Genomic DNA, 25,737 nt, shown 5'->3' with positions numbered 1-25,737 from the left:
CCCGCCCTGATGGCACCCACGGGGATCACAGCCCGTAGCTGACCACCCAGTATCCGTTGTACCGTCCGCCGTAGCAGGACAGCCTGGTCGGGCTGTGCCAGCTACGCACGACGACGCCACCGCCCAGGCGGCAGCGCAGCGAGGTCACGTACCGGTAGTTGTAGCCCCAGTCGCGGTCGCCGTCGCGGTAGCGGTCGTCGTCGTCGCGCTCCTCGTCCCGGTAGCGGTCGTCGTCGCGGTAGCGGTCGTCGTCCTTGTACCGGTCGTCGTCCTTGTACCGGTCGTCGTCCTTGTCGCGGTCGTCGTCCTGGTACCAGGCGTGTTCCTTGCCGTGGTCGTCGTCCTTGCACCGGTCGTCGTCGTCCTTGTACCGGTCGTCGTCCTGGTACCAGGCGTATTCCTTGCCGTGGTCGTCGTCCTTGCAGCGGTCGTCGTCCTTGTGCCGGTCGTCCTTGTCGCGGTCGCCGTCCCAGGAACGGTCGCCGTCCCAGTGGTGGTCGCCGTGGTGCCTGTGGTGGTGGTGCCACCACGGGTCGTCGGCGAGGATGTACGGACCCCTGACGTCGTAGTCCGGGGCCACGTACTCGATCGGCTCCGGACGCGGGTCGGCGGCAGCCGGACCGGCGGTGACGAGCGGAAGAGCGCCTGCGGTGGCGCAAGAGACAAGTGTTGCGATGAGTCGTCGCATCACACCGATCCAATCACTGTCGATGATCTAATCGCTACAGATAGTAACCGCAGGTCAGCGACTTGAAACGCGGCCCGGAGGGCTCCGGGTCACCCCTTCGGAAGCCCTTTGCGCGCCGAACGGCAGGCAACAGAATCCCTCAAGACCCCTTGACTGCACACGCAAACCGACGGACGATCCTGTTTGATTTAGTCGGATCATGTTGGGTCCTCACCCCTCGGTGTTGAAGGAGTCCCATGCGTGCGATCCTTCGGTCAACCCTCGCCCTGGCCCTCACCGCGACCTGCCTGACCGCCGTCGCCGGCCTCGCGCCCCCCGCCGCCGCCCTGGACAACGGCCTGGCCAGAACGCCCCAGATGGGGTGGAACGACTGGAACAGCTTCGGCTGCTCGGTCAGCGACGCCCTCGTCAGGCAGACGGCCGACGCCATGGTCGCCTCCGGCATGGCCGCGGCCGGCTACACCTACGTCAACATCGACGACTGCTGGTCCACCAGGACCCGCGACGCGGCCGGCGACCTCGTCCCCGACCCGCAGAAGTTCCCCGGCGGCGTCAAGGCCGTCGCCGACTACGTGCACGCCAAGGGGCTCAAGCTCGGCATCTACTCCTCGGCCGGCACCACGACCTGCGCCGGCTACCCGGCCAGCCTCGGCAACGAGCGCAGGGACGCGGCCCTGTGGGCGTCCTGGGGCGTGGACTACCTCAAGTACGACAACTGCGGCGACCACCTCGGGCAGAGCGCGCAGCAGCGCTACACCGCCATGCGCGACGCGCTGGCCGCCACCGGCCGGCCCATCCTCTACAGCCTGTGCAACTGGGGCCAGGACGCCGTCTGGACCTGGGGCATGCCGGTCGGCAACTCCTGGCGCACCACGGGCGACATCCAGGCGAACTGGGGCTCGGTCATGGGCATCCTGGACAGCCAGGCGGGGCTCGCGGCATACTCGGGGCCGGGCGGCTGGAACGACCCCGACATGCTGGAGGTCGGCAACGCCGGGCTCACCGCCACCGAGTCGCGGGCCCACTTCAGCCTCTGGGCGCTGCTCAACGCGCCGCTCGTCGCGGGCAACGACCTGCGCTCGATGAGCGCCGAGACCCGGACGATCCTCACCAACGGCGAGGTCATCGCCGTCGACCAGGACTGGGGCGGCCGGCAGGGGCAGAAGATCGCCGACAGCGGCGACCTGGAGGTCTGGCGCAAGCCGATGGCCGCGACCGGCACGGGCACGGGCTCGGCCGCCGTCGTGCTGCTCAACCGGGGCGGCGCCGCGGCCACCGTCTCCACCACCGCCTCCGCGCTCGGCCTCGGCGCCGCCGCCACCTACTCCGTACGCGACCTGTGGGCCCACACGACCGGCTCCTCGACGGGCACGATCAGCGCCTCCGTCCCGGCCCACGGAGCCGCCATGTACGTCGTCACCGGCGGCGGCACGCCCCCCGCGGCCACCGCGCTCAAGGGCGCCGGCTCCGGCAGGTGCCTGGACGTGCCCGGCGCGTCCCAGACCAGCGGCACCCAGGTCCAGATCTGGGACTGCAACGGCGGCGCCAACCAGCAGTGGACCCCCACCACCGCGGGCGAGCTGCGCGTCTACGGCGGCAAGTGCCTCGACGTGTACGACCGCGGCACCGCCGACGGCACCCGCGTGATCATCTGGGACTGCAACGGCCAGACCAACCAGCAGTGGCGGCTCGGCGCCGACGGCACGCTCACGGCCGTCGGCGCGAACAAGTGCCTCGACGTGCCGGGCAACGCCACCGCCAACGGGACCAGGCTCGTCATCTGGACCTGCAACGGCGGCGCCAACCAGCGGTGGACCCGGGCCTGACCCCGCACGGGCCGCACGCGACCCGAACCACCCGCCGGAGCGGGCCGCGCTCGGGCCGCGCTCAGGCCACGCTCAGGACGATCTTCCCCTGGATGTGGCCCCGCTCGGCGCGTTCGTGCGCCTTCGGGGCCTCCTCCAGCGGGAAGACGCTGTCGACGCCGACGCGCAGCCGCCCGGCGTCGATCAGCTCGGCCAGCGCGGCCATCTGGGCCCCGTCGGAGTGCACCTGGCCGCCGCGGCGCACGATGCCGCGCCGGGCGAGCTCCTCGTCGTGGTAGTCGCCGAAGAAGACCGGGCTGAGCGTGCCGCCGTCCTTGAGCATGGGCAGCAGCGTGTGGCCGTCGGGGCCGCCCACGGTGTCGATCAGGCAGTCCACGTCGCGCACCGCGTCCTGCGGCCGGACCCGGGTGTAGTCGACGAACTCGGCCACGCCCAGGTCCTTCAGGAACGCCTCGTGCCGGCCGGAGGCGACGCCGATGACGTGCGCGCCGAGGTCCGCGGCGAGCTGGACGGCGAAGTGGCCGACGCCGCCGGCCGCGCCGTTGACCAGGACCCGGCTGCCGGGCCGCAGCCCGATGACGTCGTGGACGTACTGGTAGGCGGTGAGCCCGGCCATCGGCACGGCGGCGGCGGTGACGTGGTCCACCGAGGCGGGCTTGCGGGCCAGGTGGCCGGCCGGGGCGGTGGTGTACTCGGCGTACCCCCTGCCGCCCTCGTCGCCGACGCGCGGGAAGCGGACGAGGCCGTACACCTCGTCGCCCGCCCGCCACTCGGTGACGCCGGGACCGACGGCCGTCACGACGCCCGACACGTCCGAGCCGGGGGTGAAGGGCAGCGGGATCTCCGGCCGCATCGACGGCGGAATGTTGGCGAACCCCCGGCGGGCGTACCAGTCGGGCGGGTTGAGCGCGGCGGCGCGCACCCGCACCAGGACCTCGCCCGGCCCCGGCGCGGGCCGCGGCACCTCCTCCAGGCGCAGGACCTCGGGGCCGCCGGTCTCGTGCACGCGGATGGCCTTCATCATCGATTCTCCTCGGGGAGACGGGCGCCGCTATGATGCGGAGCAGTGTTCCGGATCATAACTGGAGCACTGCTCCGCTTGTCAATCGCCGGAAGGTATCGGATGACCTCAACACCCCGGAACCAGCGCGCGGACGCCCAGCGCAACCGGGAGCGCATCCTGGCCGTGGCCGCCGCCGTCATCGAGGAGCAGGGCACGGAGGCGTCCCTGCGCGACGTCGCGCGCCGCGCCGAGGTCGGCCTGGGCACCCTCTACCGGCACTTCCCGACCAGGGAGGCGCTGCTGGAGGCGCTGCTGCGGCAGCGCTTCGACCTGCTCGCCGAGCGCGCCAGGACGCTGGCCGGCGCCGCCGCGCCGCACGAGGCGCTGGTGGAGTGGCTGCGCTCGTTCGTCGCGGGCGCGGGCGCCTACCGGGGGCTGGCCGCCTCGATGATGGCCACGATCAACGACGAGGGCTCGCCGCTGCACGCCTCCTGCCACGCCATGCGCCAGGCGGGCGGACGGCTGCTCGAACGCGCCCAGGCCGCCGGCGAGGTGCGCGCCGACGTGACCGGGCTCGACCTGTTCGCGCTGGCCAGCGCGGTGAGCTGGATCGCCGACCAGGCCCCCTCGCTGGCCGCCCGCGGCGACCACCTCTTCGGACTGATCATGGACGGCCTGCGCCCCCCGGAGCGGCTCACCCGCCCGGCGCCCACCCCAGCGGCACCAGCCTGAGGTCGAACTCGACCTCCTCGTAGGGCCCGTCCATCTCCCAGCCGCCGGTACGCGGGACCGGTCGCCGCACCAGCTCCTCCTTGACCGCGAACGCGGCGTCGGAGCCCAGGTGGGGGTCGCCGGCCAGGAACACGTGCGTGGTCAGCGGCCGGTGGCCGGGCGCGGTGACCTGGTAGTGCAGGTGGGCGGGGCGCATCGGGTGCCGTCCGATCGCGCGCAGCAGCCGGCCGGCGGTGCCGTCGGCAGGCACCGGGTAGCTGCTCGGGCGGATCGTGCGGAAGCAGTAGCGGCCCTCCTCGTCGGCGGTGAACAGGCCGCGCAGGTTGCCGGGCCGCTGGGCGTCGTCCTGGCTGTCGTAGAGGCCGTCGTCGGCCGCCTGCCACAGGTCCACGGTCGCGCCGGGCAGCGGCGTGCCGTCGCAGGACAGCACCCGTCCGTGCACGACCATCGGCGTTCCGCGACCGCGTTCGGGGCCCTCGCTGATCCACGCGCCGGGCTCGCGTACGGGGGCGGGGGAGTGGAACGGGCCCTCGACCGAGGAGGGCGTCATGTTGTCCGGGCCGGCGTGGTTGACGTCGTCCACGGCGGAGGTGAGGCCGAGCATGTCCGACAGCAGCACGAACTCGTCGCGGTCCGGCGTGCACCACCTGCCGGTCTCGGCGAGGAAGGCGAGCCCGGCCCGCCACTCGGCCTCGGTGGGACGCACCTCGTCCACGAACGCGTGCAGGTGGACGATCAGCGCGGAGACGATCTCGCCGACCCGCGGGTCGGGGGCGTCCACCTGGTCGAGCACCTGCCGCACGAGCTTGTCTGTCATGGCGACCGTCCTTGACGGGGACCGTGGGGGTTCATTATCGGCGTCCGGCCAGGGGCCGGGGAAGGCTCAGGCCAGCACGCGGACCACGCCGGCGAACAGGCGGGGCAGCCGGCGCGCCGCCGGGACCACCAGGCGGGCCGTGCCGGGACGGCGGGCGGCCTGCACCAGCGCCGCCGTCAGCAGCCGGTGCGTGCGCGACAGGCGCAGCCACGCGCCGTCGTAGTCCTGCGGACGGTCCGCCGCCAGGCACCCGACCAGCAGCTCCGCCGAGCGCACGGCCAGCGAGACGCCCTCGCCGGTGAGCGCGTCCACGTAACCGGCGGCGTCGCCGACCAGCAGCACGCGACCGGCCCGGCGGGAGCGCACCGCCTGGCGCAGCGGGCCCGCGCCGCGCACCGGGGTGACGGCCGGGCCGCTCAGGCGGCGGGCCAGCCCGGGGAAGCCGCGCAGGTGCTCCTCGAAGCCGCGCCGCGCCGAGCTGAGCACCGCGACGCCCACCAGGTCGTCGCCGACCGGCGTGACGTACGCCTCGCCCGTCCCCGACCAGTGGACCTCGACGAAGTCGCTCCACGGCTCGATCCGGTAGTGCCTGCGCAGGCCGTACCGGCGGGGGCCGCGTACCGGCAGGTCGAGGCCGAGCGAGCGGCGCAGCGGCGAGTGCAGGCCGTCGGCGGCCACCAGCCAGCGGGCCCGCAGCCCGATCGCGCTCACACCGTCGCGGTCCTGGTCGGCGCGGGTGATCCGGCCGGTGACCGTCTTGACGCCCAGCTCGGCGGCCCGCTGCCAGAGCGCGGCGTGCAGGCTCGTGCGGCGGACGCCGAGGCCCGGCCCGGCGGCGAACGCGGCCCGCGCCTCCCGCCGCCCGTCGAGGTAGTGGATGCCGCGGAAGCCCCGCCCCTCGACCGGCGCGCCCATCGCCGCCAGCGCGGCCACCCCGCCCGGCATGACGCCCTCGCCGCACGCCTTGTCCACCGGCGCGGCCCGCGGCTCGACGACCACCGCCTCCATCCCGGCCAGCGCCGCGTGAATCGCCGTGGCCAGCCCCGCCGGTCCCCCACCCGCCACCAGCACGTCGATCACCGGCTCACCCCCTGGTCGCGAGGGCGAGCGCGGCGTTCTCACAGCGGATGCGCACCACCATCAGCGCGGCGTTGAGCAGCGTGAACGCCAGCGCCGTCAGCCACGCCGTGTGCACCAGCGGCAGCGCCAGCCCCTCGGCCGCCACCGCCACGTAGTTGGGGTGCCGCAACCACGCCAGCCGGTACGGCCCCCGCCGCACCAGCGGCAGCCCCGGCACCACGATCACCTGCGTGTTCCACCGGGGCCCGAGCGCGCTGATGCACCACCACCGCAGCGCCTGGGCCGCCACGACCACCGCGAGCATCGGCCAGCCGAGCGCGGGCACGAACGGCCGCCCGGCCAGGGCCACCTCCAGCGGCGCGCACACCAGCAGCCCGGTGTGCAGGGCCACCATCCACGGATAGTGCCCCCGCCCGGTCACCACGCCGCCGCGCGCCATGCTCCACGCGGCGTTCCGCCTGGCGATGACCAGCTCGGCCAGACGTTCCAGGCCGACGAGCACGATGAGCACCAGATACCAGGTCACAGGCCAACCACCAGCGGATCGCAGGGACGGGGGAGACTACCAGCGCAGCAGCACGAGCTCGGAGCAGAAACCGGGACCCATCGCGATGACCAGCCCCCAGCTCCCCGGCGCGGGCGGCTCCCCGGCCAGGGTGTCGCCGAGCACGTGCAGGACCGAGGACGACGACAGGTTGCCGTTGGCCGCCAGCGAGCGCCACGTCACGTCGAGCGCGCCCACCGGCAGCTCCAGCACCTCCGACACCGCCTCCAGCACCTTCGGCCCGCCCGGATGGCACACCCACGCCGTCACCTCCCCGGGCGTGATCCCGTGCTCGGCCAGGAACCCGTGCACGTCGTCGGCCAGGTAGCGGCGCACCACGGCGGGGACGCTGGCGTCCAGCATGACCCGGAACCCGGTGTCGCCCACCTGCCAGCCCATGACGTGCTCCGAGCCGGGATACAGGTGGCTGCGGGTGGCGACGACCGCAGGCCCGGCGGCGGCCCCGGACGCGTCCCGCCCGCCGCCGCTGGCGACCACGGCCGCCGCGCCGTCGCCGAACAGCGCGCTGGCGACCAGGTTCGCGGGCGAGGAGTCGCCGCGCTGCAGGGTCAGCGAGCACAGCTCCACCGACAGCAGTACGGCCACGTGGTCCGGCCAGCCACGCAGGTAGTCGTGCAGCCTGGCGATGCCCGCCGCGCCCGCCACGCAGCCCAGGCCGAACACCGGCACCCGCTTGACGTCGGGACGCAGCCCGAGCGCGGCGGCCAGCCGGGCGTCCACGGACGGCGCGGCGATGCCGGTCACCGACGTGAACATGATCAGGTCGACGTCGGTCGGCTCCAGCTCGGCGGCGTCCAGGGCGGCCTTCACGCTCTCCAGCCCCAGCTCGACCGCGACGGAGACGAAGGCGTCGTTGGCCGCGCCGAAGCCGTTCAGCTTCTCGTAGCGGTCGATGGGCAGGGCGAGGTTGCGGTGCTCCACGCGGGCGCTGCGGTGCAGCCGGTCCAGCAGGCGGCGGTCGGCGCCCTCGGGCAGGCACAGGCGGGCGGCCATGTCGGTGAGCTCGGACTGCGGGTAGCGGTGGGGAGGGAACGCACAACGGACTGCGGAGATTCGGGTCATGCAGTGCTCCCTCGACAGGTCGCCCACAACATCCACTCCCCGCACGCTTCCCGCAAGGATGGTCATTTAAGCCATACGCGGCGCGTGGGAATTCTCGTTCCGGATCTCCCGGTCTACGATCACCGTGTGACCGACCCGGATCCCGCGGCCGCCGCCGTCGTGCGCGGCGGGCCGGTCCGCACGGCCGTCGCGCTGGCGCTGGCCTGCCATCCGGGCCCGACCGTGGCCGTGACCGCCCTGGTCACCGCGCTGGCCGTGGCGGCGGGCCGGGACCCGGCCGGGTGCGTCCTGGTGGCCGCCGCCGTGCTGGCCGGGCAGTTGTCGATCGGCTGGTGCAACGACGCGCTCGACGCCGGACGCGACGCCGCCGCGGGGCGCACGGGCAAACCGGCCGCCGACGGCACGGTGAGCGTGACCGCCGTGCGGGTGGCCGCGCTGGCGGCCCTCGCCCTGTGCGTGCCGCTCTCGCTGGCCTCGGGCCGGACGGCGGGGCTGGCGCACCTGGCGGGCGTGCTGGGGGCCTGGGGGTACGACTTCGGCCTGAAGGCCACCGTCCTGTCGTGGGCGCCGTACGCCGTCGGGTTCGGGGTGCTTCCGGCGTTCGTGACGCTGGGGCTGCCCGGGGAGCCGTGGCCGGCGTGGTGGGCGGTCGCGGCGGCGGCGCTGCTGGGCGTGGGCGCGCACCTGGCCAACGTGCTGCCCGACATCGAGGGCGACCTGGCGACCGGCGTGCGCGGGTGGCCGCAGCGGCTGGGGGCGGCGCGCGTACGGCTGCTGGTGCCGGTGCCCTTGGTGGCCGCCACCTGCCTGCTCGTCCTCGGGCCCGCGGGCGGCCCCGGGGTCGCGGGATGGGCGGCCATGGCGGCCGCGGTGCTGCTCGCGGCCGGGGGAGCGCTGCTGGCCGGACGGTCCGCGCGGGCGCCGTTCGGCACCGCCGTCGCCGTTGCGGCCGTGGACGTGCTCCTGCTGCTCGCCAACGGCGCCGCCTTGACGGTCTGAGCCTCGGTCAACCGCGGTGGGGCAGGCGTGCCGCGCCGCGCAGCCAGCGCAGGCCCACCGCCAGGGCCAGCGGCGCGGGCACCGTCCCGGCCCCGAGCCCGACCTCCACCAGCAGGTCGAACACCTCCTTGCGGCGCGCGGCGGTCGCGATGGCCGCGTCGATGAACCCCGGCGACTGCGCCAGCCGGGCCAGCACGTCGGTCGTGCGCAGGTGCCGCCCCAGCGCGCCGCGAAGCTTGGCCCGGTACCGCGCCAGCGGGTCGCCCGCCGCCGCACCTGCCGCTTCGACCAGCGCTTCGACCACCGCCTCGGCCGCCAGCCGTCCCGACAGCAGCGCGTAGTAGATGCCCTCGCCGGTCAGCGGGTTGATCAGCCCCGCCGCGTCCCCGGCGAGCAGCACCCGCCCGGCGCCCGGCGCGGGCCGCCCGGTCGACAGCGGCAGGTGATGGGCGCGCAGGTCGCGCGCGGGCCGGTCGGGCAGCAGCTCGGCCAGCCTGCCGTGCAGCACCTGGCGGCCCGGCGCCCCCGCCGCCCGCAGCCGGGGCAGCAGCATGCCGAACCCGACGTTCGCGGTGCCGTCGCCGATCGGGAACGACCACGCGTAGGCCGGCCAGCCCGCCCGCTGCATCGCGATGAGCTGCACGTCGTCGGCCTCGGGCACGTCGGCGTAGCCGCGCACGGCCAGGGCGGTGTGCCGCTCGCCCGCCGCGGGCAGCCCGATCAGCCGGCGCACCGCCGAGTAGGCCCCGTCGGCCGCCACCACCGCGCGGGCCCGCAGCCGCCCGTCCAGGACGACCCAGGACCCGTCGTGGGCCAGCTCCCTGACGCGGTGGCGGCGCACCTCGACGCCCCTGGCCCCGGCCGCCGCCACCAGCCGCGCGTCGAACACCCGGCGCGGCACCACGTGGTTGGGCCGGGCCGCCTCGGCCGAGACGCGCAGCCCGCCCGGCGAGACCACGGTCAGCCGGGGCGTGGGCCGGTAGTCGTCGATGAGGTCCGGCAGGCCCAGCCGGGCCAGCTCGTCGCGGCCGTGCGCGGCGATGCCGTCGCCGCACGGCTTGTCGCGGGGGAAGCCGGCCCGGTCGAGCAGCACCACGCGCAGGTCCGGCCGCAGCTGGACGGCCCGCAGCGCCGCCGCCGACCCCGCCGGTCCCGCGCCCACGACCGCCAGGTCCCATTCCTCACCCATGCGAGGTCTTGTCCCACCCGGCGCGGTGGAGGAAACCCGTTCCCGCCGGTGTCCCACCCGGCGCGGTGGGGGAAGCCCGTTCCCGCCGGGTCAGGCCCGCGACAGCGCGCGAGCGGCGTGGATCAGGGGCACGTGGCTGAACGCCTGCGGGAAGTTGCCCACCAGGCGCCCGTAGCGCGGGTCGTACTCCTCGGCCAGCAGCCCGACGTCGTTGCGCAGCTCCAGCAGGCGTTCGAACAGCTCCCTGGCCTCCTCCTTGCGGCCCTGCATCGCCATCACCTCCACCAGCCAGAAGCTGCACGCCAGGAACGCGCCCTCACCGCCGGGCAGGCCGTCGACGTCGTTGTCGGCGGCCAGCGGATAACGCAGGACGAACCCGTCGGACATGAGCTCCTTCTCGATCGCCGCCACCGTGCCGGTCACACGGGGGTCGTCGGGCGGCAGGAAGCCCACGACCGGGATCATCAGCAGCGCCGCGTCCAGCTCCGACGACCCGTACGACTGGGTGAAGGTGTTGCGGTGGGGGTCGAAGCCCTTGTCGCAGATCTCGGCGTGGATCGTGTCGCGCAGCACGCGCCACCTGTCGACCGGGCCGGTGCGGCCGAAGCTCTCGACGTACTTGACGGCCCGGTCGAGGGCGACCCAGCACATCACCTTGGAGTGCACGAAGTGCCGGCGCGGGCCGCGCACCTCCCACAGGCCCTCGTCGGGCTCGTCCCAGTGCTCCTCCACGTAGTCGAGGAGCTGGCGCTGGATCGACCAGGCGCGCTCGTCGGGGGCCAGGCCGCGGGCGCGGGAGACGTACAGGCAGTTCATCACCTCGCCGTAGACGTCGAGCTGGAGCTGCTGGACCGCCTCGTTGCCGATGCGGACCGGGCGGGAGCCCTCGTAGCCGTCCAGCCAGTCCAGGCGCAGCTCGGGCAGGCGGCGCTCGCCGGCGACGCCGTACATGATCTGCAGGTCCTGGGGACGCCCGGCGATGGTGCGCAGCAGCCAGGACCGCCAGTCGGCGGCCTCGTCGAGGTAGCCCGAGCTGATCAGCGCGTCGAGGGTCATCGTGGCGTCGCGCAGCCAGCAGAACCGGTAGTCCCAGTTGCGCACGCCGCCGATGTCCTCGGGCAGGGACGTGGTCGGCGCGGCCACGATGCCGCCGGTCGGCGCGTACGTCAGCCCCTTCAGCGTGATCAGCGACCGGGTCACCGCCTCCCGGTAGGGGCCCTGGTAGGCGCACTTGCCGACCCACTCGGTCCACATCGTCTCGGTCTCGGCGAGCTGCTCCTCGGCGTCGATGCGCGGCGGCATCGGCTCGTGGGAGGGGTGCCAGGTGAACACGAACGGCAGCCGGTCGCCCGCGTTGACGGTGAACGTCGCCCGGTGGGCGTAGTCGCCGCCCTTGAGCGGGACGGGGGAGTGCAGCCACACCGAGTCGGGGCCGCCGACGGCCTGCAGGTGGCCGTTCGTCCGGCGCACCCACGGCACGATGCGCCCGTAGTCGAAGCGCACGCGCAGCTGGGTGGAGACCTCGACGCTGCCCGAGACCCCCTCGACGATGCGCACGACGTCGGGGTTCCGGTCGCGCGGGGGCATGAAGTCGATCACCCGGACCGTGCCGGTCGGGGTGTCCCACTCGCTCTCCAGGATGAGCGTGTCGGGCCGGTACCGGCGCCGGGTGGCCGGCCGCCGGGCCGCCGGGCCCAGCCACCAGTGGCCGTTGCGCTCGCTGCCGAGCAGGGCCGCGAAGCACGAGGGGGAGTCGAACCTGGGCAGGCAGAGCCAGTCGATGGAACCGTCCCTCGCCACCAGTGCGGCCGACTGCATGTCTCCGATCAGCGCGTAGTCCTCAATCCGCATGCGCAAGACGCTACTCGCGCGCGGGCGATCCCGCGCCGGGCCGGGCCTGTCGCGTCAGGACGGGCCCGGCGCGGGATCACGACAAGGGGAACCAGCGGGTGAACAGCTGGGTCAGCGGGCCGATGGCGAGGGCGAAGACCAGCGTCCCGACGCCGACGCTGCCGCCGAGCAGCCAGCCCACGGCCAGCACGGTGAGCTCGATGAGGAAGCGGGCCAGCCGGACGGACAGGCCGAGCCGCATCAGGCCGGTCATGACGCCGTCGCGCGGCCCCGGGCCCATGCCCGCCCCGATGTAGAGCACGGTGGCCAGCGCGATCGCGACCACGCCGAGGGCCACGTACAACGCCTGGACGGCCAGGTGGGACGGCGTGGGCAGCAGCAGGATCGCCGCGTCGGCGAACAGGCCGAGGAACACCACGTTGCTGATCGTGCCGAGGCCGGGCCGCTGGCGCAGCGGGATCCACAGCAGCATCACCAGGGCGCCGACGCCGATGATGACGGTGCCGATGGACACGTCCAGCCGCAGGGCCAGGCCCTGGTGGAAGACGTCCCAGGGGTCGTTGCCGAGGCCCGACTCCACCTGCAGCCCGATGCCGGCGCCGTACAGGGCCAGGCCGCCGTAGAGGCGCAGGAGGCGGGAGGGGAGGGAACTCAGGCGGGGGACGGTTGCTTCGCTCATGATGGCCCTATGGTGGCAGGCCAACTGGTTGCCAAAACAGGGCCAATCGTGGAAAGTGGCCTTATGAGGCATTTGTCGGCTGCGCAGGTGGCCCGGCTGGTCGACGTCGATCCGGCCGCGCGGCCGTACTACCGCGCCCTGGCCGACGGCGTGCGCGCGCTCATCATGGACGGCCAGATCCCCGTACGCGTGCGCATGCCCGCAGAGCGCCACCTGGCCGAGACCCTGGGCGTCAGCCGAACCACCGTCACCTCCGCCTACGACCTGCTGCGCGAGCGCGGCTACCTGGACAGCAGGCAGGGCTCGGGAAGCTGGACGACCTTGCCGGACCCGGCCACCACCCGCGAGAACCCCTGGCTGTCCACCGGCGACGACGGCCTGATCCAGCTCCACTGCGCCGCCCCGCCCGCGCCGTCCGCGCTGCGCGAGGCCATGGCCGAGGCCCTGGACGACCTGCCCAGGTACGGCATGGGCAACGGCTACGACCCCATGGGCCTGCCGGTCCTGCGCGAGCGCGTCGCCGCCCGCTACACCGAGCGCGGCCTGGCCACCCGGCCGGACCAGATCGTCGTCACCACCGGCTCCCAGCACGCCATCCAGCTCGTGGCCGGGCTGCTGGTCGGCCCCGGCGACCCCGTCATGGTCGAGTCGCCGACCTACCCGCACGCCATCGACGTGGCCCGCCAGCACGGCGCCCGGATCGTGCCCTTCGGCATCTCGCACGAGGGCTGGCAGTCCGACCTGATGGCCGCCACGATGCGGCAGTCGGCCGCCCGCCTGGCCTACCTGATGCCCGACTTCCACAACCCCACCGGCGCCCTCATGGACGACGCCACCCGCGCCGCCGTCGCCGGCGCGGCCCGCCGCAACGACGTCATCCTGCTGGTCGACGAGACCTGGAGCGAGCTGGCCCTGGACGACGTGCCGCGCACCGCGCCGATGGCCGCCTTCGACACCGACAGCCGGGTGATCAGCATCGGGTCGGCGTCCAAGCTGTGGTGGGGCGGCCTGCGCATCGGCTGGATTCGCACCACGGCCGCCCTGGCCCGCCGGCTGGCCCGGCACCGCGCGGTCGTCGACATCTCCAGCCCGGTCATGGAGCAGCTGGTCACCGCCCGCCTGTTCGAGCGGATGGCGCAGACCCGCGCAGAACGCCTGCGCGGCCTGCGCGCCTCGCGGGACGCGCTGACCGCCGCGCTGGCCCGGCACCTGCCGGAGTGGACGTACACGCTGCCGCGCGGCGGCGGCACGCTGTGGGTGCGGCTCAACGGCGACACCTCCACCACGCTCGCCGACGCCGCCGTCTCCCACGGCGTGCGCCTGGCCCCCGGGCCCTGGTTCGGCCTGGAAGGCACCCTGGAGGGTTACCTGCGGCTGCCGTTCACCCTGCCGCCCGAGACCGTGGCCGACGCCGTCGCGCGCATCGCCCGCGCCCGCGTCCAGGGCCCCACCGGCGCCCGCCGCCACGCCGACTCGCTCGTGCCGATGGTGTGAGCGGCTCGCCCGTGTGTGGTGCGGGGGCTGCTCGCGCGTGGTGTGGGGGTCAGGAGTGCTCCTCGGCGCCCTTGGCCAGGGGCGCCCGCCAGTTGCGGCGCATCGCGGTGATGCGCAGGCCGAAGGCCAGCAGCGCGGCGGCCAGCGTGGCCGGCCAGCCGTGCAGCCCGGCCGTGGACAGGCCCGCCATCACGGCCGAGCCCAGCAGGGCGGGCACCGCGTAGAGCTGGCGGTCGTACAGCAGGGTGGGGATCTCGCCGGCCAGCACGTCGCGGATCACGCCGCCGCCGACGGCCGTCGTGACGCCGAGGATGGTGGCGTGCAACGGGCTGAGGCCGTACTCCAGGGCCTTCTCGGTGCCGACGGCCGCGAACAGGCCGAGGCCGGCCGCGTCGAGCACGAGGATGACCGGCATCACGCGGGCCACGTGCGGATGCCAGAAGAAGACGATCACCGTGGCGGCCACCGGCACCAGCACGTAACCCAGGCTCTGGAAGGCGGCCGGCCGCACGTTGAGAATGAGATCGCGGACCAGGCCGCCGCCGAGCGCGGTCATCTCGGCCAGGACGCCCATCCCGACCACGTCGAGCCGCTTGCGCACACCCATGAGCGCACCGGTCAGTGCGAAGACAAAAATACCGACAAGGTCGAGAATTTCAGACACGTTGGATGTTTTTACCGGATCGGCGGCATGGCCGCCGCATGGTAGTGCTCGGCCATGAGCACCCGCAGTTTCCGCGTGAACAGGAACATCGCCACCCCGGCCGCGATCGCCATGATCGCCAGGACCAGGTAGTACATCGGGTCGGACAGGTACCGGGTGAGCCGCCCCGTCTGGCCGCCCACCGCGTCGCCCACCGACACCGCGATGAACCAGATCCCCAGCATCTGCCCCTTGAACGCCTCCGGCGCCAGCTTCGTCGTCACCGACAGCCCGACCGGGCTCAGCGACAGCTCGCCGAACACCTGGATCAGGTAGACCAGCACCAGCCACCACACCGACACCCGCCCGCCGGTCGCCAGCCCGGCGGCGATCGCCATCACCACGAAGCTCAGCCCCACCATGACCAGCGCGAACCCGAACTTCTGCGGCGTGCTCACCCGCACCCCGAGCTTCACCCACAACGCCGCGAACACCGGCACGAAGATCATGATGAACAGCGGGTTGAACGACTGCGTCGTCGCCGCCTGGATCGGCACCCCGAACAGCTCCAGCCGGGTGTGGTCGGCGGCGAAGAACAGCAGCTTGCTCGGCGCCAGGTCGTAGATCATCCAGAAGATCGCCGCCGCGACGAACAGCCAGATGTAGGCCTTCATCCGGCTGCGCTCCTCGTCGGTGAGGCTGTGGCTGCCCAGCAGGATGTAGGCGAAGTAGACCACCGGCACGATCAGGATGACGATCGTGATCGCCAGCGCCAGACGGTCGATGGTGAGCGTGCCCGTGGCCGCCCACGCGCCGAGCGCGAGCGCGGTCACCGCCACGCCCGCCCCGGCCATCCGGCCGAACCGGCGGCGCTCGGGCGGCGTCAGCCGGACGCCGGGACGCTCCCCGACGCCGCGCAGGTTCCGGCCGCCCCAGACGTACTGCAGCAGGCCGAGGGCCATGCCGACGGCGGCGGCGCTGAAGCCCAGGTGCCAGCGGTCGCCGTCGGCCAGCCAGCCGACGACGAGGGGCGCGAAGAAGGCGCCCAGGTTGATGCCCAGGTAGAACAGGGAGAAGCCGGCGTCGCGGCGGCCGTCCTCGTCCTCGCCGTACAGGCGGCCGACCATGACCGAGATGTTCGGCTTGAGCAGGCCCGTGCCGCTGATGATGAGCAGCAGCCCCAGCCAGACGAAGAACGACGTCGTCACCGGGATCGCCATGCTGATGTGGCCCAGCATGATGACGAACCCGCCCCAGAACACCGACCTGCGCGCCCCCAGCACGCGGTCGGCGATCCAGCCGCCGGGCAGCGCCACCAGGTAGATCAGCGCCCCGTAGACGCCGACCACCGCCTGCGCGGTCTCCTGCGACATGCCGAGGCCCTTGTGGGCCGGCGAGGCCGCCATGAACGTGGCCAGGATCGCCCGCAGGCCGTACCAGCTGAAGCGCTCCCACATCTCCGTGGAGAACAGGGTCGCCAGCCCCCACGGATGCCCGAAGAAGGTCCTTCCGCCCTTGCTCATGCCCGCCCCCCCCGAGACACGTACGGCACCTGGACGATCACTCTACGTGACAGCTCCGACTGTTTTCCGCCTGGGTCTTGCCGCTGTCCAGAGGGTGTGGTGCGATGCATGCCACCTGTGCAAGTGATTACTGACTGGAGGCGGGTGCCATGGCCGAAGTCCTCGACGTACGGGCCGACATCGAGCGGGAGATCGCCGGTCGCACGGTCTGCGAACAGCTCAGGCAGGTGGCCGCCCGGCACCCCGACGCACCCGCGTACTCCGACCCCGAAGGCTCCGGCGGCTGGACGACGTTGACCTACGGGCAGGCGCGGCGGCGCATCCTGGAGATCGCGGCCGCCTTCGCCGCCCTCGGCCTGCGGCGCGGCGAGTCAGTCGCGATCATGATGGTCAACCGCAGCGAGCACGTGCTGGCCGACCTCGGCGCCGTGCACGCCGGCGGCGTGGGCTGCACGGTCTACTCCACCTTCGCGCCCGACCAGATCGCGTTCGTGGCCGGCGACGTGGGCGCCCGCTTCGCCGTGCTGGGCGGCCCCGCCGAGCTGGCCCGCTGGCAGCCGGTGCTCGACCGGCTCGACGGCCTGCGCCGGATCATCATGCTCGACGGCGCCCCCGACGACGAGCGCTTCCTGTCCTGGGCCGACTTCCTCGACCTGGGCCGCGCCCGCCTGGCCGAGGACGAGGCCGCCGTCGAGGCCCGCGCCCGCGAGGTGGCCGCCGGCGACGTCGTCACCGTGCTCTACACCTCGGGCACCACCGGCATGCCCAAGGGCGTGCCGCTCACCCACACCAACGTCTTCTACGAGGCCGCCGCCACCGACCGCATCACCTCGCTGCCGACGCACGGCACCCAGATCTCCTACCTCACCTACGCCCACATCGCCGAGCGCATCCTCAGCCTCTACCTCCCGCTGGTCAAGATGTCGCACGTGCACTTCTGCACCGACCTGGCCAACCTCGGCGCCACGCTCGGCCAGGTCAGGCCGATGATGTTCTTCGGTGTACCGCGCGTGTGGGAGAAGATGATGGCCCGGCTGCTGGCCGTGCTCGCCACGCAGCCGCCCGAGCAGCAGGCCGCCGTACGCGAGGCCATGGCGGCCGGCGCCGCCTACGTCGAGGCCGGCCAGTACGGCGGCACGATCACCCCCGAGATCCAGGCCGCCTACGACAAGGCCGACGCGGCCCTGCTGTCGGTCGTCCGCGGCATGATCGGCTTCGACCGCGCCGAGTGGACCGCGACCGGCGCCGCCCCTCTGCCCGCCGAGGTCCAGCACTTCTACGCCGGCCTCGGCCTCAAGGTCATCGACGTCTACGGCATGACCGAGACCACCGGCGCCTTCACCGGCAACAGCCCCTCCTGCTACCGCCTGGGCACCGTCGGCAGGGCCGAGCCCGGCGTCGAGGTGCGCATCGCCGAGGACGGCGAGATCCTCACCCGCAGCCCGCTCAACACCGGCGGCTACCTCAACCGCCCCGAGGCCACCGCCGAGCTGCTCGACGCCGACGGCTGGCTGCACACCGGCGACATCGGCACGGTCGACGACGACGGCTTCTACCGCGTCGTCGACCGCAAGAAGGAGCTCATCATCACCGCCGGCGGCGAGAACGTCTCGCCCGCCGAGATCGAGAACCACCTCAAGGAGCACCTGCTCATCGGCCAGGCCCTCGCCTACGGCGACAACCGCCCGCACCCGGTGGCCGTCCTGACCCTCGACGGCGAGACCGCGCCGGGCTGGGCGCAGGCCCGCGGCATCGGCTTCACCTCCCTGGCCGAGCTGGCCGAGCACCCCGACGTCCTCAAGGAGGTCGCGGCCGCCGTCGAGGCCGCCAACGCCAGGCTGGCCAGGGTGCAGCAGGTCAAGCGGTGGGCGCTGCTCGGCACCGAGTGGACCGCCGAGACCGAGGAGCTCACCCCGAGCCTGAAGCTGAAGCGGCGCGTCATCCACGCCAAGTACGCCGACATCATCGAGTCCCTCTACGACGAGGCGCGCTGATCTCGCGCCCCCGTCGGCTTTGCCATAAGGGGTGCGTGTCGCGGTCCTGGTCATGACCGGGCGGTTCCTAGCGTCTCGCTCATGACCAGAAGCCTCCTTCTCGTCTCGCTCGCGGCGGGGTCGCTCACGGCGCCCGTGCCTGCGTATCCCGCCGCGACCGAGCTCGCCATCCGCGCCATCACCGTACGGCCCGCGAACCCGGTCGTGGGTGCCCACGACTCGGTGAGCCTGGTGATCGACGTGATCGCGCGGGGCGCGCGCGGCAAGAACGGCGTCACCGTCAAGGTGGAGCCCGGCGCCCCGCCCGGCCCGCTGCTGTCGGCCAAGCCCCCGGTCGAGGACGCCGCCGACCTCCCGCCCGCCTCCGACCTCCCGCCCGCCGCCGAACCCGGCCTCCAGCCTCCGGCCGTTTCCGGGCCGCCGTCGTCCTCCTCGTCCTGGACGCCCGGGACGTCCTCGGCGCCCGGCGAGTCCTCTGGGCCCGCCGAGTCCACCGAGTCCGCCGGGTCCGCCGGGTCCGCGGGGCCCTCCGGATCTTCGGCGTCGCCGGTCGGCCCGGCCGGCGCCGCGCCGGGGAGCGCGTACGCGCATCCGGCTTCCGGCGGCCCGGTCGAGGGGCTGCGGGCCCTGATGCCGCTGCCCCTGACGGTCGTCGCCGATCCAGGTGCCGCCGGGCCAGGTGCCGCCGAGCCGAGGGTCGACCTGCAGAAGGCCCCGTCCACCGGCACGCTGCCGCCCCGGCTGGTGTGGCGGCAGGGGGCGACCCCGCCGGCCCGGATGGCGGCCGACTGGCAGACCTGGCGTTTCCTACCGGACAAGAAGCTGAACCGCTTCTACCCGACCGGCACCTGGACGATCAGCGCCACCGCCAGGGACGCCGACGGCGCCACGGTCACCGAATACGCCTCCTTCGAGCTCAGGAGGGCGACCAGGTTGTCGTCCGTCCGGGTGGAGAGGTCGCCGAAGTCCGCCGGCGGCGTGCGCCTGCGCGGCTCGCTGACCAGGATCGACCCGCGCGGCTTCACCGACTTCGGGCCGTACGCCAAGCAGCGGCTGCGGCTCCAGTGGCGCGGGGAGGGCTCGCCGGCCTGGGAGGACGTGGCCGAGACGACGACTGACGCGGCCGGGGCCTTCGTGCAGACGGTGCCGCCCAGGAGAGGCGGCCTGTGGCGCGTGCACTTCCCAGGAAACCCCCACTACGCGCCATACACCACTAAACCCCGACAAATCGCCAGTTAACGTAATAAAGCACGCACAAAAATCCGCCGGGGTATTTGTCGTTATCTAATCGTGATCTGTCGTATCGCAACTTTTCTTTACCCTTACGCGTCATTAGGCGTTGACGTGTCCCGTCCCTGGGGCGCGTCCGAGACGGGGAAGGATTTGTTTTTGATGATGCGACGTCTAGCCGCCGGACTGGCCGCGGCCGCTCTGGGCGCCACGATGGTGGCCACCGCCGCCGCCGCGCCCGCCCTGGCGGACACGGACCCCGATCCCGACTTCGCGGGCGGGAGCACGAGCCTCCAGCTCGACGTCAACCCCGAGCCGGCGCGGCGCGGCAGGGCCCTCGACATCCAGGGCAAGCTGTCGGTGTCCTGCGACGAGGACTACATCAGCGGGTTCGTCGCGGTGCACCACGCCGACTACTGCAAGGACAGCGAGCGCTGGCACCGTCTGGCGTGGAAGCGGGTCGTGATCCTCTTCCAGGCCGACGGCAGCGACAAGTGGGACTACGTCGAGTCGGTGCGCACGAACCGGGACGGCTCCTTCCGCACCAGCGAGCGGGCCTACACCTCGGGCACCTGGCGCGCCGTCTTCGAGGGCTCCAGGTACCTGGCCCCCTCCGAGGGCAAGGACTGGGTGAAGGTCTACGGCGGCGGCCACCGCCACTAGCGGCACCGGCGGAAGCCCGGCCTCACGGCCGGGCTTCCGGCATGTCCGGCCCCGTCCGGAGCCGCTCCCGGGCCGTTCCCAGGCCGTTCGCGAGCCGTTCCCGGCCCTGTTCCGAGCGTCTTCCGAGCCGTTCCCGGGCCGGTCGTCGCCGTCAGTAGCCCACGGCGACATGCGCCCGGTGGTGCCGCGGGTCCTCGATCTCGGCCACCACCGCCGCCGCCAGATCGGCGTAGGAGAACACCGGCCCGCCCTCCTCGGCGGCCATGACCTGCTCCCCGCCGAACCGGTGCCGCCCGCTGCGCTCCGCCCGGTCGTCCAGCACCACCGGCGGCGGCGCGATCACCACCCAGTCCAGAGCCCCGCCCTCCGCGCGGAGGACCTCCAGCTCGGCGGCGTGCCCGAGGGAGAACGTCCGGGCGTCCTCGGGGAAGCCGGGGGTGTCCACCAGCCGCGTCCCCGGCGCGACCTCCAGCAGGGTGCCGATGCCCAGCGCCACCAGCCGGGGCACGCCCGCCGCCGCCAGCCCGCCGGTCAGCGCCCGCGCCGCCGCCGTGTAGAACTCCGCGGACGGCACGTCCAGCCGGACGCTCGCCTGCACCGCCACGTCGTGCCCCGCCGCGACCGCCGCCACGCTCTCCCGGTCGGTCACGTCACCGGCGACCACCCGCACGCCGTCACCGGACGGCCCCGCGTACCGGGCCGGGTCGCGCACCACGGCCGTCACCTCGTGCCCCCGCTCCACGGCCTGCCCGACCACCCGCGCGCCGGCCCGTCCGCCCGCGCCGAAAACCACGATCCTGCTCATCGTCAACACTCCGTCCAGCGGCCGGCACACCCGGCCGCGCCCGGCAGACGGTAGACGCCCGATGGTCACTTCCCGCAACGATAGTGAGCTCCCGCCGCCTAGCATGGACGTCATGGCCGAACCCCTTGACCCCGACATGTTCGCCGCCTGTGTCCACGTCGCCCCCGTCCGCGTCGGCGACAAGTGGACCGCCAAGATCATCCGTTGTCTGGAGCAGGGCCCGAGACGCTTCACCGAGCTGCAGGTCCCGCTGCGCGGCATAACCCCGAAGGTCCTCACCGAGTCCCTGCGCGCCATGGAACGCGACGGCCTGCTCACCCGCACGGCCTACGCCGAGATCCCGCCCCGCGTCGAGTACGCGCTGACCCCCCTCGGCCGCAGCCTGCTCGCGCCCATGGCGGCCGGCTGCGAGTGGTCCAGACGGCACCTGTCGGAGCTCATCGACGCCCGCGAGTCCTGGCAGGCCGCCCACCCCTGACGATCCCGTCCCGGCGGCCCCACGGAATCGATCACCGGCGCGGCGCGTTGCCTGCCAGGGAGAGGCAGGCGGTTTTGAGCGCCGCGCGACACCCGTCGTAGTCTGGCTCTCTGGCGAAACGGACAGGAGGTGACGCCCCATGTTGCGAGACTCGTTCGGACGGGTGGCGACGGATCTGCGGGTGTCCCTCACGGACAAGTGCAATCTGCGCTGCACGTACTGCATGCCGCCCGAAGGGCTCGACTGGCTGCCCAAGGCCCAGTTGCTGACGGCCGACGAGATCGTCCGGCTGGTGCGCATAGGCGTCGAGCGGCTGGGCGTCACCGAGGTGCGCTACACCGGCGGCGAGCCGCTGCTGCGGCGCGAGCTGGTCGACATCGTCGCCCGCACCACCGCCCTCGACCCGCGTCCCCAGGTGCTGCTGACCACCAACGGCATCGGCCTGGCCCGGCTGGCCGAGCCGCTGGCGCGGGCCGGCCTCGACCGGGTCAACGTCTCACTCGACACGCTCGACCCGGCCACGTTCAAGCAGCTCGCCCACCGCGACCGGCACGCCGACGTCATCGCCGGGCTGGCCGCCGCCGACGCGGCGGGCCTGCGCCCGGTCAAGGTCAACGCGGTGCTCATGCGCGGCGTCAACGACCACGAGGCCGTGCCGCTGCTGCGCTTCTGCCTGGAGCGCGGCTACGAGCTGCGCTTCATCGAGCAGATGCCGCTCGACGCCCAGCACGGCTGGACCCGCGAAGGCATGATCACCGCCGACGAGATCCTCGAACGCCTCTCGGCCGCCTTCGACCTGACCCCCGACGACCTGGAGCAGCGCGGCAGCGCCCCGGCCGAGCGGTTCCTGGTCGGCGGCGGCCCGGCCCGGGTCGGCGTGATCGGCTCGGTGACGCGCCCGTTCTGCGGTGCCTGCGACCGGGTCCGGCTCACCGCCGACGGCCAGGTGCGCAACTGCCTGTTCGCCACCGAGGAGTCCGACCTCAAGACCGCCATGCGCGCGGGCGCCTCCGACGACGACCTGGCCGCCCGCTGGGTCGCCGCGGTCGCCCGCAAGCGCGCCGGGCACGGCATCGACGACCCGTCCTTCCTCCAGCCGTCCAGGCCGATGTCGGCCATCGGCGGCTGACGATGCTCTTCGACGCGGTCGTCCTGGCCGGGGGAGCGGCCCGCCGCCTGGGCGGCGCCGACAAGCCCGGCCTGACCGTCGGCGGCCGTCCGCTGGTCGAGCGGGTGGTCGCGGCGGCGTCCGGCGCGCGCCGCACGGTCGTCGTCGGGCCGACCCGGGAGCTGCCCGGGGTCGTGTTCACGCGGGAGGACCCGCCGGGGGGCGGGCCCGTCCCCGCGCTGGCCGCCGGGTTGCGCGAGGTCGAGGCGCCGTGGCTGGTGCTGCTCGCCGGCGACCTGCCGTTCCTGACGGCCGCGCACGTGCGGGAGCTGCTGGCGGCGGCCCGTCCCGGCGCGGGGGCGGTCATGGTCGACGACGACGGCCGCGAGCAGTGGCTCGTCGGCGCCTGGCCGGTGCCGCAGCTGCGGGCGGCGCTCGCCGCCTACCCAGGGCGTTCCCTCAAGGGCCTGCTCGGCCCCCTGACCGGAACGCGGCTGGCCTCGCCGGGCCGGCCGTGGTTCGACTGCGACACGATGGACGACCTGAAGGAGGCTCGCATGAACGTACTCGCCGAGTGGACGGCGCTGGTGTGCAAGGAGCTGGGCGTCGACCCCGCCCGGGTGGACCGCGACCTGGTCCTCGACCTGACCAAGGAGGTCGCCCACGGGGTGGCCAGGCCCGCCGCGCCGCTCACCGCCTACCTGCTCGGGCTGGCCCAGGGCGCGGGCAGCGCCCCTGAGGACGCCGTGGCCAGACTGGTCACATTGGCGAAGAACTGGGAGCAGGCGACCACCGAGACGCTGACTGACGGCTGACACTCGAACGAACTCTTGAAGTCAAGCCGGCCGCTTCCTGAAGATTTCCTGAGAATTACGAGGAGGAGGCCGGTGTAAACGATTTCGGGAAAGCGGTCCTATCGGACTCCGGCCGGCGCGGGGGACTGATCGTCCAATGCAAAGGGCTGGCCAGGAAAAGGGCGACGCCGGGTGGTTACGGGGGCAAACCACCCGGCGTCGCTTCATCGGCGTTCCGACGGGGGCCCGGAACGCCGGCACCAGCACTCCGACGGGGGACCGGAGCGCTTGCCTAAAGCGTACACCTACAACCCATGGGATGCGTCAAGACTTAGTCACGACCCGATCTCGCGTCGATGCAGCGGTATCTCGGTTTGGTTAGCCTCGGGGGACTGAAAGTGGGGCGGCGGCGCGCCCTCGCTGCGCTCATTGGCCCCGATTACGGCAATGTATGGCAAAAACACTGCCCCGGCGATGAACAGCAGCCGGTAGGGCCACGGCACCGGCACCACGACCGCCAGGATCAGGCAGATCGTCCGGATGCCCATCTTGATCAGGTAGGCGACCTCACGCTTGCGGATGTCCGCCGTGAGCGAGGGTCTGGCGTCGGTGACCTGGTGGACGTCCGGCTTCTTGCGCCACCCCTTCATACCTTCCACGGTAGACCTCGTACGGGCAGGGCGCGACGGCGCGGCCGGGCGATGAGGAGGGTCATGCGATCATGGCCTTCGAGTAAGGAGGATGGGGAGATGACGGATCGAACGTATCGGGTCACTGAGATAGTCGGCACGTCGGGGGAGAGCCTTGACCAGGCCATCCGCAACGGCCTCCAGCGGGCCTCGCAGACCCTGCGCCACCTGGACTGGTTCGAGGTCACCGAGATCCGCGGCCACCTCGACGGAGGCGAGATCGCGCACTACCAGGTGGGCATGAAGGTGGGCTTCCGCCTGGAGGACTCCTGACCGTCCCCCGACGGCCCGGGGCCGGCGCCCCGGCACACCCGACCCCCGTCCCGGCCCCGGCACGCCCTGCGGCCCGCTGGGGGCCCGGACGGCGGCCGGCACGACGACGCCCGCCGCCCCGCTCGATCGCGGGACGGCGGGCGCGCCCGGCCGTGATGTACGGCCCTGACGTACGGCGGGGTCAGCTCGCCTGGCTGACCGTCGACATGTTGAAGTCCGGCACCCGCAGCGGCGGCATCACCGTGCGCTGGAAGTAGTCGTTCCACTCGCGGGGCAGCGTGCGCTCGGCCGCCCCCACCTCCGTGACGCGCCCGAGCAGGTCGACCGGGCTCTCGTTGAACCGGAAGTTGTTCACCTCGCCGACGACCTCGCCGTGCTCCACCAGGTAGACGCCGTCGCGGGTGAGGCCCGTGACCAGCAGCGTCTGGGGATCGACCGCGCGGATGTACCACAGGCAGGTGACGAGCAGCCCGCGCCGGGTGGAGGCGATCATCTCCTCCAGCGACCGGGCGCCCTCCGCCGGGCCGGACATGACCAGGTTGTCGATGCCGGGCGTCACCGGCAGCCCGCTCAGCTCGGCCGAGTAGCGCGTCTGGAGCAGCGACTCCAGCCGGCCGTCCCTGATCCAGTCGGTGGGGGCCAGCGGCAGGCCGTTGTCGAACACCGAGCCGTCGCGGCTGGAGGCGTGCGCGGTGACGAACGGCGCGCACGAGATGCCCGCGGCCCGGGGATCGCTGGACAGCGTGATCGGCAGCGTGGCGAGCTGCTCGCCCACCCGCGTGCCGCCGCCCGGCCCGGAGAACACCGAGCGGCCGTCGCGCGCGTCCCTGGCGCCCGAGGACCAGTACAGGTAGATCATCAGGTCGGCCACCGCGCTCGGCGGCAGCAGCGTCTCGTAGCGGCCCGCGGGCAGGTCGATCCGGGTCTTGGCCCACTCCAGGCGCTGGGCCAGCGAGGCGCCGAGCGCGGCCACGTCGACGTCGGCGAAGTCCTCGGTGAACACGCCGGTCCAGGCCGACCGCTTCAGGTCGCCGGACTTGGCGTTGAGCTCCAGGCGGCCGGTCGGCTGGTCGTGCCGCAGCCGCACGCCGGTGGAGGTGCCGAGGAAGGTCGAGGTGAGGGAGTGCTCGGCGAAGCCGTAGAGCTTCCTGTCGCCGGACTCGGCGGCCGAGAACGCCTCGCCGAGCGCGGGCGCGAACCGCTCGAACACCCCGATGTCGGTCGGCCGCACCTCGTCGTCCCAGCCGGGCGCGGCCGGGCCGCCCTCGACCAGCGGGCGGGCGTCCTCGGCCGGCCGGGCCTCGCGGGCCGCCCGGTCGGCCGCCGCGACCACGTCGGGGAGCTGGTCGGCGCGCACGGCCGAGCGCGAGACCACGCCCACGCCCTGCCCGGCCACCGAGATCACGGTCAGCCGGGACGAGCGGGCCACGCCGTTGGTCGTCAGCGTGTTGCCCGCGAAGCGCAGGTTGGCCGTGGAGCCCTCGTCCACCAGCACCACGCAGCCGTCGTTCGCGGAGAGCTCCAGAGCCCTCTCCACCATCTCCTGCGGAGT

General features: G+C 73.4%; 25 protein-coding genes. 11 read left to right on the top strand and 14 right to left on the bottom strand.

Annotated features, from left to right (window positions below; genetic code table 11):
* Nucleotides 1-25 precede the first annotated feature (25 nt).
* The gene (locus tag ACIBQ6_RS38355) at nt 26-688 is read right to left on the bottom strand and encodes a hypothetical protein (protein WP_397218081.1); all 663 of its coding nucleotides are present in this window, start codon (nt 686-688) and stop codon (nt 26-28) included.
* Between the two features lie 236 nt (nt 689-924).
* On the opposite strand from ACIBQ6_RS38355, the gene ACIBQ6_RS38350 reads away from it, so the two are divergent.
* The gene (locus ACIBQ6_RS38350) at nt 925-2,514 is read left to right on the top strand and encodes a lectin (RefSeq protein WP_358302336.1); all 1,590 of its coding nucleotides are present in this window, start codon (nt 925-927) and stop codon (nt 2,512-2,514) included.
* 61 nt (nt 2,515-2,575) lie between these two features.
* Here the strand turns inward: ACIBQ6_RS38350 and ACIBQ6_RS38345 are convergent, their stop codons facing one another.
* On the bottom strand, nt 2,576-3,538 hold the full coding sequence (locus tag ACIBQ6_RS38345) for an NADP-dependent oxidoreductase (RefSeq protein WP_358302334.1): 963 nt from the start codon (nt 3,536-3,538) through the stop codon (nt 2,576-2,578).
* 99 nt (nt 3,539-3,637) lie between these two features.
* On the opposite strand from ACIBQ6_RS38345, the gene ACIBQ6_RS38340 reads away from it, so the two are divergent.
* Complete coding sequence (locus ACIBQ6_RS38340; RefSeq protein WP_358302331.1) at nt 3,638-4,249, top strand: helix-turn-helix domain-containing protein; 612 nt, start codon at nt 3,638-3,640, stop codon at nt 4,247-4,249.
* Here the strand turns inward: ACIBQ6_RS38340 and ACIBQ6_RS38335 are convergent.
* The 4 genes from ACIBQ6_RS38335 to ACIBQ6_RS38320 all read right to left on the bottom strand — a co-directional run bounded on the left by ACIBQ6_RS38335 (nt 4,212) and on the right by ACIBQ6_RS38320 (nt 7,773).
* Nucleotides 4,212-5,066 carry a dioxygenase gene (locus ACIBQ6_RS38335; protein WP_397218078.1) on the bottom strand — a complete coding sequence of 285 codons (855 nt, stop codon included), beginning with the start codon at nt 5,064-5,066 and terminating at the stop codon, nt 4,212-4,214. The genes ACIBQ6_RS38340 and ACIBQ6_RS38335 overlap by 38 nt on opposite strands.
* A 66-nt stretch (nt 5,067-5,132) precedes the next feature.
* Nucleotides 5,133-6,146: an NAD(P)/FAD-dependent oxidoreductase gene (locus ACIBQ6_RS38330; RefSeq protein WP_358302325.1), complete on the bottom strand. Its 1,014-nt coding sequence runs from the start codon at nt 6,144-6,146 to the stop codon at nt 5,133-5,135.
* A gap of 4 nt (nt 6,147-6,150) precedes the next feature.
* Nucleotides 6,151-6,672, bottom strand: coding sequence for an isoprenylcysteine carboxyl methyltransferase family protein (locus ACIBQ6_RS38325; protein WP_397218076.1), 522 nt, complete (start codon nt 6,670-6,672; stop codon nt 6,151-6,153).
* 36 nt (nt 6,673-6,708) lie between these two features.
* Nucleotides 6,709-7,773 carry a type III polyketide synthase gene (locus tag ACIBQ6_RS38320; RefSeq protein WP_397218074.1) on the bottom strand — a complete coding sequence of 355 codons (1,065 nt, stop codon included), beginning with the start codon at nt 7,771-7,773 and terminating at the stop codon, nt 6,709-6,711.
* A gap of 126 nt (nt 7,774-7,899) precedes the next feature.
* On the opposite strand from ACIBQ6_RS38320, the gene ACIBQ6_RS38315 reads away from it, so the two are divergent.
* Nucleotides 7,900-8,772: a UbiA family prenyltransferase gene (locus ACIBQ6_RS38315; RefSeq protein ID WP_397218072.1), complete on the top strand. Its 873-nt coding sequence runs from the start codon at nt 7,900-7,902 to the stop codon at nt 8,770-8,772.
* A gap of 7 nt (nt 8,773-8,779) precedes the next feature.
* Here the strand turns inward: ACIBQ6_RS38315 and ACIBQ6_RS38310 are convergent, their stop codons facing one another.
* The 3 genes from ACIBQ6_RS38310 to ACIBQ6_RS38300 form a co-directional block, all read right to left on the bottom strand.
* Nucleotides 8,780-9,961 carry an NAD(P)/FAD-dependent oxidoreductase gene (locus ACIBQ6_RS38310; RefSeq protein ID WP_358302314.1) on the bottom strand — a complete coding sequence of 394 codons (1,182 nt, stop codon included), beginning with the start codon at nt 9,959-9,961 and terminating at the stop codon, nt 8,780-8,782.
* Between the two features lie 90 nt (nt 9,962-10,051).
* A complete protein-coding gene (locus ACIBQ6_RS38305; protein WP_358302311.1) occupies nt 10,052-11,812 on the bottom strand; it encodes a glycoside hydrolase family 15 protein in 1,761 nt (586 codons plus the stop codon).
* 76 nt (nt 11,813-11,888) lie between these two features.
* Complete coding sequence (locus ACIBQ6_RS38300; protein ID WP_358302308.1) at nt 11,889-12,491, bottom strand: hypothetical protein; 603 nt, start codon at nt 12,489-12,491, stop codon at nt 11,889-11,891.
* Between the two features lie 63 nt (nt 12,492-12,554).
* Between ACIBQ6_RS38300 and ACIBQ6_RS38295 the strand changes: the two genes are divergently transcribed.
* Nucleotides 12,555-13,985, top strand: a complete 1,431-nt coding sequence (locus tag ACIBQ6_RS38295; RefSeq protein WP_397218070.1) for a PLP-dependent aminotransferase family protein — start codon at nt 12,555-12,557, stop codon at nt 13,983-13,985.
* Nucleotides 13,986-14,034: 49 nt separating this feature from the next.
* Here ACIBQ6_RS38295 and ACIBQ6_RS38290 read toward each other — a convergent pair whose 3' ends face one another.
* Nucleotides 14,035-14,649, bottom strand: a complete 615-nt coding sequence (locus ACIBQ6_RS38290) for a trimeric intracellular cation channel family protein (RefSeq protein ID WP_352363435.1) — start codon at nt 14,647-14,649, stop codon at nt 14,035-14,037.
* An 11-nt stretch (nt 14,650-14,660) separates the two neighbouring features.
* Nucleotides 14,661-16,151, bottom strand: coding sequence for an oligopeptide:H+ symporter (locus ACIBQ6_RS38285; protein ID WP_358302301.1), 1,491 nt, complete (start codon nt 16,149-16,151; stop codon nt 14,661-14,663).
* A 149-nt stretch (nt 16,152-16,300) separates the two neighbouring features.
* On the opposite strand from ACIBQ6_RS38285, the gene ACIBQ6_RS38280 reads away from it, so the two are divergent.
* The 3 genes from ACIBQ6_RS38280 to ACIBQ6_RS38270 all read left to right on the top strand — a co-directional run bounded on the left by ACIBQ6_RS38280 (nt 16,301) and on the right by ACIBQ6_RS38270 (nt 20,038).
* Nucleotides 16,301-18,145: a long-chain fatty acid--CoA ligase gene (locus ACIBQ6_RS38280; RefSeq protein ID WP_358302298.1), complete on the top strand. Its 1,845-nt coding sequence runs from the start codon at nt 16,301-16,303 to the stop codon at nt 18,143-18,145.
* Between the two features lie 81 nt (nt 18,146-18,226).
* Nucleotides 18,227-19,384 carry a hypothetical protein gene (locus tag ACIBQ6_RS38275; RefSeq protein ID WP_397218067.1) on the top strand — a complete coding sequence of 386 codons (1,158 nt, stop codon included), beginning with the start codon at nt 18,227-18,229 and terminating at the stop codon, nt 19,382-19,384.
* A gap of 153 nt (nt 19,385-19,537) precedes the next feature.
* Nucleotides 19,538-20,038 (top strand): hypothetical protein, encoded by a 501-nt coding sequence (locus ACIBQ6_RS38270; RefSeq protein WP_358302293.1) that lies wholly within the window; start codon nt 19,538-19,540, stop codon nt 20,036-20,038.
* Nucleotides 20,039-20,189: 151 nt separating this feature from the next.
* On the opposite strand, the gene ACIBQ6_RS38265 is transcribed toward ACIBQ6_RS38270, so the two are convergent.
* Nucleotides 20,190-20,843, bottom strand: a complete 654-nt coding sequence (locus ACIBQ6_RS38265) for an NAD(P)-dependent oxidoreductase (protein ID WP_397218065.1) — start codon at nt 20,841-20,843, stop codon at nt 20,190-20,192.
* 112 nt (nt 20,844-20,955) lie between these two features.
* Between ACIBQ6_RS38265 and ACIBQ6_RS38260 the strand changes: the two genes are divergently transcribed.
* The 3 genes from ACIBQ6_RS38260 (at nt 20,956) to ACIBQ6_RS38250 (ending at nt 23,244) form a co-directional block, all read left to right on the top strand.
* Nucleotides 20,956-21,321 carry a helix-turn-helix domain-containing protein gene (locus ACIBQ6_RS38260; RefSeq protein ID WP_358302288.1) on the top strand — a complete coding sequence of 122 codons (366 nt, stop codon included), beginning with the start codon at nt 20,956-20,958 and terminating at the stop codon, nt 21,319-21,321.
* Between the two features lie 139 nt (nt 21,322-21,460).
* A complete protein-coding gene (moaA, locus tag ACIBQ6_RS38255) occupies nt 21,461-22,450 on the top strand; it encodes a GTP 3',8-cyclase MoaA (RefSeq protein WP_358302285.1) in 990 nt (329 codons plus the stop codon).
* 2 nt (nt 22,451-22,452) lie between these two features.
* Nucleotides 22,453-23,244: an NTP transferase domain-containing protein gene (locus tag ACIBQ6_RS38250; RefSeq protein ID WP_397218063.1), complete on the top strand. Its 792-nt coding sequence runs from the start codon at nt 22,453-22,455 to the stop codon at nt 23,242-23,244.
* 314 nt (nt 23,245-23,558) lie between these two features.
* On the opposite strand, the gene ACIBQ6_RS38245 is transcribed toward ACIBQ6_RS38250, so the two are convergent.
* Nucleotides 23,559-23,873 carry a DUF3099 domain-containing protein gene (locus tag ACIBQ6_RS38245; protein WP_357977208.1) on the bottom strand — a complete coding sequence of 105 codons (315 nt, stop codon included), beginning with the start codon at nt 23,871-23,873 and terminating at the stop codon, nt 23,559-23,561.
* Nucleotides 23,874-23,972: 99 nt separating this feature from the next.
* On the opposite strand from ACIBQ6_RS38245, the gene ACIBQ6_RS38240 reads away from it, so the two are divergent.
* Nucleotides 23,973-24,185: a dodecin gene (locus ACIBQ6_RS38240; protein ID WP_125642491.1), complete on the top strand. Its 213-nt coding sequence runs from the start codon at nt 23,973-23,975 to the stop codon at nt 24,183-24,185.
* Nucleotides 24,186-24,366: 181 nt separating this feature from the next.
* Here ACIBQ6_RS38240 and ACIBQ6_RS38235 read toward each other — a convergent pair whose 3' ends face one another.
* Entirely contained in the window at nt 24,367-25,725 is a 1,359-nt protein-coding gene (locus tag ACIBQ6_RS38235; protein WP_397218229.1) for a metallopeptidase TldD-related protein, read from the bottom strand.
* Nucleotides 25,726-25,737 lie beyond the last annotated feature (12 nt).

The sequence above is a fragment of the Nonomuraea sp. NPDC049655 genome (assembly GCF_044465465.1).
Taxonomy (GTDB): Bacteria; Actinomycetota; Actinomycetes; order Streptosporangiales; family Streptosporangiaceae; genus Nonomuraea.
The sequence above is the reverse complement of the archived record's forward strand: the minus strand, read 5'-3'. Positions and strand labels throughout refer to the sequence as shown.